The following is a 7442-nucleotide window of genomic DNA, read 5'->3' as shown; positions in this document are numbered from 1 at the left end:
CTACGCTCCCGGCCGGGAGCGAAGACGAAGACCGGAACCTCTACGGGCGTCGGCGGCTGTCCCGCCGATACCCGCGGCCGAACCGCTCGGCGTTCAGGCGTTGGCGGCGGCTATCTCGTCGATGCGGGCGGCCAGGGTGAAGTCCATCTCCGTCAGCCCGCCGGCGTCGTGCGTGCTGAGCGCGAGGTGGAGGGTGCGCCAGCGGATGTCGATGTCGGGGTGGTGGTTGAGCTTCTCGGCCTCGACCGCGATCTCGTCCACGATGCGGATCGCGGTCGGGAAGTCGGTGGCAGTGATCTTCCGGCGGATCTCGTCTCCCTCGCGCCGCCATTCGGGCAGGCCGGTGAGCCGGTCGTCCACCGCGGAGTCGTCAAGCAGGTTCATCCTCCCAGGAGATCACGTCCCCGGCGAGGACACCAAGCCGGGGCAGGCTCCCGGCGCGCCGGGCCATGGCCATGATGCCCTGGGCCATGGCGGTGGCGTGGCTGGTCCCCTCCAGGAGGGGCTCCAGCTCGGGCAGCAGACCGGGTAGCCGGGACAGGCTCCAGTCGTGCCAGCCGGACAGGCGGGTGCCGCCGCTGTCGGGGTCCTCGGCGCGGTAGGCGGCCAGGATCGGGCACTCCCGGTGAATGCGGAGCAGCCATCTCTCGATGTCGGCGTTGAGCGCGGCTATCCGGGAGGGCGCGGCGTACAGCCAGCCGTCGTCGCCGATCCGGTCGGACTCGCCGCCGAGCGCGGGGTAGGAGCGGGCCACCGTACCGTGCAGGAACAGGCCGCTGGCCACCATGAGCTGGCGCCCCTCGCACCAGTCGAGCGCCCCACGCAGGGGTGCCGGGACGGTGTCGACGATGACCGCGCGCTGGGAGGCCGTGGGCTGCCGGGCGAAGCGGACGTGCACCTCGGCCCACATGTAATAACTCGCCTCCCCCGCTCCGAAGAAGGGGAAGGGGAAGTCCTGGTCGGGGTGGGCCATGGGTCGGGTTTCTCCGTGGAGAGGGGACAGGAGTCGTTCCGAATATGAACGACTCCTGACGACCCTCTCGGGATTACTCGCCGGAGCTGGTAATTTGACCGGATCCGGTCATTTGACCGCGCCGGAGGTGAGACCCGACTGGATCTGGCGCTGGAAGATGATGTAGACGATCATGACCGGGATGATGGCCATGCTCAGCGCGGCGAACAGGCCGGGCCAGTCGGCCTCGTAACCGGCGCTGGTGGAGATGTTCGCGACGCCCTGGGTGATCAGCCACTTGTCCTCGACGTTGCCCGACAGCAGCACGATCGGCAGGAGGTACTGGTTCCACTGACCCAGGATGTTGAAGATCGTGATGCTGACCAGCCCCGGCTTGGCCATCGGCACCATGATCTGGAAGAACGTCCGGGTGTGCGAGCAGCCGTCCATCATCGCCGCCTCGGCCACCGAGGTGGGCAGCGTCTTGAAGAACGCCGACAGGAAGAAGACGGTGAACGGCAGCGAGTAGGCGATGTAGACCAGGATCACGCCGAGGTGGGTGTCGATCAGGCCCAGGTTCTTCACCACGAAGAAGAGCGGGACCAGCGCGAGGAAGACCGGGAACGTCATCCCCGACACGAACAGGAAGTAGATCGCCCTGTTGCCGGGGAAGCTGTAGCGCGCCAGCACGTACGCGGCCATCGAGCCGAGCAGCATGGTGCCGGCCGTGCTGCACGCCACCACGAAGACGGTGTTCAGCATGTACTGCCCGATGTGCGCCTTCTCCCAGGCCCGGCCCCAGGCGTCCCAGCCGAAGGAGGCGGGCAGCGTGATGGCGTCCCCGAAGATCTCGGTGTTGGTCTTGAAAGAGGCCAGGAACGTCCAGAGGATCGGGCCGACGATCAGGATCGCCCAGACCAGCAGCGCGAGGTGGGACAGCACCCCGAAGGGGCCGAGCGAGCCCCTGGTCCGCCTGGCACGCGCGTGGGCGGCGGGGCGGGAGGCGGCGGGCTTGCGAGCCGTGTCCGTGGCCATCAGAACTCGATCCTCTCGCGCCGGGTCACGCGCAGGGTGAGGGCGGCGAACGTGATGGTCATGAAGAACAGCGCCACGCCCATCGCCGACGCATAGCCGAACTTGGAGAAGTTGAACGCCGTGCGCCAGATCTCCATCGGGAGCACCGTCGTGGCGTTGTCGGGCCCACCGCGGTCGACCGAGAGGACCTGGACCAGGGCGAAGGCGTCGAAGGCGGCGATGCCGAGATAGACCCAGGCGACCTGCATGGTGTCCCAGAGCAGCGGGATCGTGATCCTGAAGAACAGGGTGAACCTGCCCGCGCCGTCGAGGGCGGCGGCCTCGAACACGTCCTTGGGGATGGAGGACATGCCGGCCGAGAACAGCACCACGTAGAAGCCGACGGCCTGCCAGACCATCACGCCGATGATGGCCAGCAGGGCGATGTCGGGATCGATGAGCCAGCCGACCGGTTCGATGCCGACCTTGCCGAGCAGGCCGTTGATCACGCCGGTCCCGTCCGGGCGGTAGATCGCCTGGAAGAGCACGCCGACGATGGCGACGGCCAGGACCTGGGGTAGGAAGAAGATCACCCGGTAGACCTTCGAGCCCCAGATCCCGGTCATCCGGCCGCCCCGCTGCCCGCCGCTCAGGTTGAGCAGGAAGGAGAAGAACAGGGCGATCACGATGGTGACCAGCGGCATGACAAGCAGCAGAACACCGTGGTGACGCACCGCAGCCCAGAAGACCTCGTCGTCAAGGAGCCTGGTGAAGTTCTCCAGGCCGATGAACTGAGGGTTCGCCGAGATGCCCTTCCAGTTGGTCACCGCGATGTAGAAAGCCTGGATGTACGGGCTGACCACGAAGACCACGTAGAGGAGCACCGGCGCGGCGAGAAAGCCGACGATGAACGGATACTTGCCTTGCCGCATCGGGGCTACACCGTCCGGGTCTGCTTGGTGATGGACGAGTCGGCCTTGGTCTTGTCGGCGGCCTTCTGCATCTTCTCGCAGAACTCGTCGCCGGAGATGCGGCCGAACATGAGCGCGTTGGTCTGCTTGCGCAGCTCGGTCTCGAACTCCTTGTACCAGTTCTCGAAGCTGCTGAAGGTGACGATGTTCTGGCCCGCGGCGCTCTGCGCGGCGCTGAGGCTGGCGTTGCCCGGCGACAGCTCCAGGCCGTCGGCGGCACCGGTCACCACCGTGATGTTGCCGGACTTCTCGGTGAAGCCCCTCGCGCCCTCCTTGGAGAGCATGATGCGCAGGTACTCCAGGCCGCCCTTGGGGTTCTTGGCCTTGGCCGGGACGATGTACGCCTCGCCGGCGGCGGCGCGGATGGCCTCGAACGGCAGCTTGTCGGCCGCGGTGACGCTGGGAGTGGGCGACAGCGCGTACTTGAAGCCTTCGGGGGTCTGCTCCTTCTGCTCGTTCTCCAGCCAGGAACCGGAGGGGTAGAGGGCGACCTTGCCCTGGTTCTGGCGGAGCTGCACCTCGGTGTGGATCAGGCCCTCGAAGGACTTGTCCATGTATTTGGCGATCTCAGCCCAGGCGGCGGCGGACTGCTTCATGGCGTCGCGCTGCCAGACTCCGTCGACGAGGTTGTCGACGTCGAGCAGGATCTGGTTGCCCTCGATCTTCGCGGCGGAGATGAGGATCATCCAGTACGCGTAGTAGGCGGCGTTCTTGCCCGCATACGCGAACGGGGTGACCCCGGCGGCCTTGGCCTTCTCGGCGAAGGCCTTGAACTCCTCGAAGGTCTTCGGCGGGGTCCAGCCGTTCTTCTCGAACAGCGCGGAGTCGTACCAGAGGCCGTACGCGGAGAAGACGTAGTTCATCAGGTACGGCTTGCCCGCGAGGAGACCCGACTCGACGGTGCCCGGCGCGACCAGGTCGCGGACCTTCTTGCTCGGGTCGTCGATCGAGGGGGCGTCCCACAGCTCGGTGAGTTCGAGGAGCTGGCCCTCCTGCTGCAGGGCACCGTTGTCCATCAGGTCGGTGCCGGAGTTGGCGATCACGTCGGGGACGTCGCCGCCGGCGAACCGCGGCTGCAGGGTCTGTGCGATCTGCTGGGTGGCGACGTGCTTGACCTGCGCCTGGGCGAACGCCTTCTTGTACAGCGGCTCGTGCACCTCGGTGGCGTAACTGTCACCGAGGCCGCCCTTGAAGATGACGACCTCAAGCGGCGCGTCGGCGGCGACGCCGAACGGGTTCGCCGCGGAGATCGCGCCACCCGCGGAGGGGGCCGCCGAGGTGCTGGCCGCCGGAGCCGCGCCACCGGTGGCGCAGGCGCTGAGCAACCCCGCGCCTGGACCGACGATCAGAGCGCTCATGCCGATCCGGCGGAGCAACTGCCGCCGGGTGATGTCTCCGGGCGTACCGACCGAGTTTGACATGCAACCCTCCTGAACGGGGGATCAATTAGGAAAGTTTCCTAAACGTTTGCCCGAAGGTACGTATCTGCGGAGTCCAGCGTCAAGACTTCCCAGCCGGTCTAGACCGAGCCGTGATGTCCTCGCGACCTATCCGCTAGCTACCAAACGCCAAGGAGGTGCAATTCAATGACAGAACGGCACACAGTGGCCGATATTTCCCTGGAACCATTGACGTGACCACCGCCAGGGAGATAAAGGAACCGTGCTCGCCGGAAACCAAGGGGCGGCAACCGGTCTAGACCAGATAATGAGGGTTTGCCGCCCGGTACCGCAAGCCCCTACTTTTGACGGCATGTTGCTGGCCGAGCAGCGCCGCCTGCTGTGTGAGTACGGCCGCCGGGCCGCCACGACCGGACTGGTCGTCGGAACCGCGGGAAATCTCAGCGTGCGCGCGGGCGAACTCGTCGCCGTGACGCCCAGCGGCGTCTCCCTCGACCGGCTGGAACCCGAGGCCTGCCCGATCGTCGACGTCGAGGGCCACCTCGTCGAGGGCGACCTGCGGCCGTCCTCGGAGACCCCCATGCACCTGGCGGTCTATACGACCACCGAGGCCGGCGCCATCGTGCACACCCACTCCGTCTTCGGCACCGTGGTCGCCACGACCATGAGCGAGCTGCCGCCCATCCACTACAACGCCCTGCTGCTCGGCGGGACCGTCCGCGTCGCCGAATACGCCACCTACGGCACGCCCGAGCTCGCCGCCTCCGTCCGGGCCGCGCTGGCGGACAGGCGCGCGGCACTGCTGGCCAACCACGGCGGGGTCACGATCGGCGACGACCTGGACGGGGCCTTCGAGGCGACCAGGCTGCTGGAGTGGCTCTGCGAGGTCTATGTGCGGGCCAAGGGCGTCGGCGAGCCCCGCGTGCTCACCGAGGAACAGCTCGCCGCGGTGGTCCGGCGCGCCTTCGATCCGCCCACGTTCCCCCGCCGCGGGAACTGACCGCGACACGACCGCCCTTTGCCCGTACACCCTCGTCGCGAGGACCGAGCGCGACGTGGCCCCCGCCCAGTACACCCCCTTCGCGAGGACTGACCCGATGCCTCTCCAGCTCACCGGCGCCCCGAGCGATCCGGACCTCATCCGCCTGCCCTGGGACGTCCCGCTGGAGGACTGGCCCGAGCACCGCCTGGTCTCCCTGCCGCGCGGCATCTCCCGGCACGTGGTGCGCTTCACCCGCCTGGCGGGCAAGGTGTACGCGATCAAGGAGATCAGCGAGTACTACGCCAAGCGCGAGTACCGCCTGCTGTGGGACCTGAGCCGGATGGACACCCCGTCGGTCGAGCCGGTGGCCGTGGTCACCGGACGGACCGACGCCGCCGGCGAGCCGCTCGACTCGGCGCTCATCACCCAGCACCTGCAGTTCTCGCTGCCCTACCGGGCGGTCATGTCCGGGACGGTCCGCCCCGAGACGCTCAACCGGCTGCTCGACGCCCTGGCCGTGCTGCTGGTACGGCTGCACCTCGGCGGCTTCTACTGGGGCGACTGCTCACTGTCGAACGTCCTGTTCCGCCGGGACGCGGGCTCCTTCGCCGCCTACCTCGTCGACGCCGAGACCGGTGAGCTGCATCCCATGATCAGTGAGGGTCAGCGGCTGTACGACATCGAGGTGGCGCACACCAACATCTTCGGCGAGATGCTCGACCTGGAGGCGGGCGGGTTGCTGCACTCCTCCATCGACCCCGAACAGGTCGCCGACTCCATCTGCGAGCGCTACCACCGCCTCTGGGGCGAGCTCACCTCCGACGACATCATCGAGGAGGTCGACTGGCACATGATCGACCAGCGGATCCGCCGGCTGAACTCGCTGGGCTTCGACGTCGCCGAGATGATGGTCCGCCGCAAGGCGGGCACCGGGCGGCTGATCGTCCGCCCCAAGGTGGTGGACGCCGGGCACCACCAGCGCAGGCTGCTGCGGCTCACCGGCCTGGACGTGGAGGAGAACCAGGCCAGGCGGCTCCTCAACGATCTCGACTGCTTCCGCGTGTCGTACGGCCTGCGCCACGAGGATGAGGCGATCGTGGCCCACCGCTGGCTGGCCGAGGTCTTCCAGCCCACGGTGGAGGCCGTCCCGCAGAATCTGCGCGGCAAGCTGGAGCCCGCCCAGTTCTTCCACGAGGTGCTCGACCACCGCTGGTTCCTGTCGGAGGAGGCCGGGAACGACGTCGGCCTGCCCGCCGCGGTGAATTCCTATGTGAAGAACATTCTTGTTTTCAAGCCGGACGAAAAGGCGATTATCACCGACCAGCCAACGGGTTGATTTCCACCCGGGGTGTATATCTTCCTACCTGGTTGGTGAATCCTACGCTTTTTCCTATCAAGGCACTGGCCGGAAAGGACGAATCCCGAGGGCTTTCCCTACGCTGACCGGGCGACGCCTGAAGTCGCCGGCAAGGGAGAGCACGTGCTCGGAATCGAAGACTGCCTCACTGAGGTAATGGCCATCCCCGGTGCCCTGGACGCGATCCTCATCGATCAGACCAGCGGGACGGTCGTGGCGACCGGCGGCGCGAGCCGCCACGGTGACGTGGAGCGATCGGCCGCGGGGCTGAGCGAGACCCTGCGCGCGACGCTGGACGGACTCGCCGTCACCGCACCGGGCGGCACCGTCCGGATCGACGACATGATCATAACCACGGACGGCGGCCACCATTTGCTGCGGCCGCTGGAAACGCTTTTCGACGGCCCGCTGGTCATTTACGTCAGACTCGACCTGGAACGGTCGAACCTGGCATTGGCCCGCCACCGCCTCCAGGCCCTTTCCGGCCGCCTGATATCGACGTGAAGCCGTGCCGAGCGTCGAGATCATCCTCAGCGGGCTCGCCAGTGATCGCGCCACCGGCTCGCTCCGCCTCGGCAAGGCGGGCGCCATCTATCTCACCGACGGCCGCGTGACCTACGCCGAGAGCGCGGCGGCCCCCCGGCTGGAGGACCTGCTGGCGGCCTGCCGCGGCGGACGCCTGGAAACTCACGGCCACCCACCAGTGCGGCAGCGCGGTGAACCGCGGCCGCCACCCGGAGGCGGCGACGGCGAGGACCACGATGGC

The 7442-nt window shown here is 67.6% G+C and carries 9 protein-coding genes; 4 read left to right on the top strand and 5 right to left on the bottom strand.

The features are described from left to right. Nucleotides 1-93: 93 nt before the first annotated feature. The 5 genes from ABZ260_RS42515 to ngcE all read right to left on the bottom strand — a co-directional run bounded on the left by ABZ260_RS42515 (nucleotide 94) and on the right by ngcE (nucleotide 4358). The gene (locus tag ABZ260_RS42515; RefSeq protein ID WP_350930402.1) at nucleotides 94-384 is read right to left on the bottom strand and encodes a 4a-hydroxytetrahydrobiopterin dehydratase; all 291 of its coding nucleotides are present in this window, start codon (nucleotides 382-384) and stop codon (nucleotides 94-96) included. Continuing rightward, nucleotides 371-973 (bottom strand): hypothetical protein, encoded by a 603-nt coding sequence (locus tag ABZ260_RS42510; RefSeq protein ID WP_355629179.1) that lies wholly within the window; start codon nucleotides 971-973, stop codon nucleotides 371-373. Before ABZ260_RS42510 ends, ABZ260_RS42515 begins: the two co-directional genes overlap by 14 nt. A 108-nt stretch (nucleotides 974-1081) precedes the next feature. After that, the gene (locus tag ABZ260_RS42505) at nucleotides 1082-1987 is read right to left on the bottom strand and encodes a carbohydrate ABC transporter permease (protein ID WP_355552459.1); all 906 of its coding nucleotides are present in this window, start codon (nucleotides 1985-1987) and stop codon (nucleotides 1082-1084) included. Next, nucleotides 1987-2898, bottom strand: a complete 912-nt coding sequence (locus ABZ260_RS42500) for a sugar ABC transporter permease (protein ID WP_355629176.1) — start codon at nucleotides 2896-2898, stop codon at nucleotides 1987-1989. Before ABZ260_RS42500 ends, ABZ260_RS42505 begins: the two co-directional genes overlap by 1 nt. 5 nt (nucleotides 2899-2903) lie before the next feature. Continuing rightward, nucleotides 2904-4358, bottom strand: coding sequence for an N-acetylglucosamine/diacetylchitobiose ABC transporter substrate-binding protein (ngcE, locus tag ABZ260_RS42495; protein ID WP_355629173.1), 1455 nt, complete (start codon nucleotides 4356-4358; stop codon nucleotides 2904-2906). A gap of 331 nt (nucleotides 4359-4689) precedes the next feature. Here ngcE and ABZ260_RS42490 point away from each other — a divergent pair, with 331 nt between their 5' ends. From ABZ260_RS42490 to ABZ260_RS42475, 4 genes are all read left to right on the top strand, one after another. Next, nucleotides 4690-5337: a class II aldolase/adducin family protein gene (locus ABZ260_RS42490; protein ID WP_355552450.1), complete on the top strand. Its 648-nt coding sequence runs from the start codon at nucleotides 4690-4692 to the stop codon at nucleotides 5335-5337. A 97-nt stretch (nucleotides 5338-5434) separates the two neighbouring features. Continuing rightward, entirely contained in the window at nucleotides 5435-6655 is a 1221-nt protein-coding gene (locus ABZ260_RS42485; RefSeq protein ID WP_030911919.1) for a DUF4032 domain-containing protein, read from the top strand. Between the two features lie 144 nt (nucleotides 6656-6799). After that, the gene (locus ABZ260_RS42480; protein WP_030911916.1) at nucleotides 6800-7180 is read left to right on the top strand and encodes a hypothetical protein; all 381 of its coding nucleotides are present in this window, start codon (nucleotides 6800-6802) and stop codon (nucleotides 7178-7180) included. A gap of 4 nt (nucleotides 7181-7184) precedes the next feature. Then, on the top strand, nucleotides 7185-7442 hold a 258-nt coding region (locus ABZ260_RS42475; protein ID WP_355629169.1), incomplete at its 3' end, for a hypothetical protein.

This window comes from Streptosporangium sp. NPDC006013 (assembly GCF_040614275.1).
Classification (GTDB): Bacteria; Actinomycetota; Actinomycetes; order Streptosporangiales; family Streptosporangiaceae; genus Streptosporangium.
The sequence above is the reverse complement of the archived record's forward strand: the minus strand, read 5'-3'. Positions and strand labels throughout refer to the sequence as shown.

Excerpts from the sequence above, each read along its gene's own strand:
- ABZ260_RS42515 (WP_350930402.1), bottom strand. The coding sequence starts at position 384 with ATGAACCTGCTTGACGACTCCGCGGTGGACGACCGGCTCACCGGCCTG.
- ABZ260_RS42510 (WP_355629179.1), bottom strand. The coding sequence starts at position 973 with ATGGCCCACCCCGACCAGGACTTCCCCTTCCCCTTCTTCGGAGCGGGG.
- ABZ260_RS42505 (WP_355552459.1), bottom strand. The coding sequence starts at position 1,987 with ATGGCCACGGACACGGCTCGCAAGCCCGCCGCCTCCCGCCCCGCCGCC.
- ABZ260_RS42500 (WP_355629176.1), bottom strand. The coding sequence starts at position 2,898 with ATGCGGCAAGGCAAGTATCCGTTCATCGTCGGCTTTCTCGCCGCGCCG.
- ngcE (WP_355629173.1), bottom strand. The coding sequence starts at position 4,358 with ATGTCAAACTCGGTCGGTACGCCCGGAGACATCACCCGGCGGCAGTTG.
- ABZ260_RS42490 (WP_355552450.1), top strand. The coding sequence starts at position 4,690 with ATGTTGCTGGCCGAGCAGCGCCGCCTGCTGTGTGAGTACGGCCGCCGG.
- ABZ260_RS42485 (WP_030911919.1), top strand. The coding sequence starts at position 5,435 with ATGCCTCTCCAGCTCACCGGCGCCCCGAGCGATCCGGACCTCATCCGC.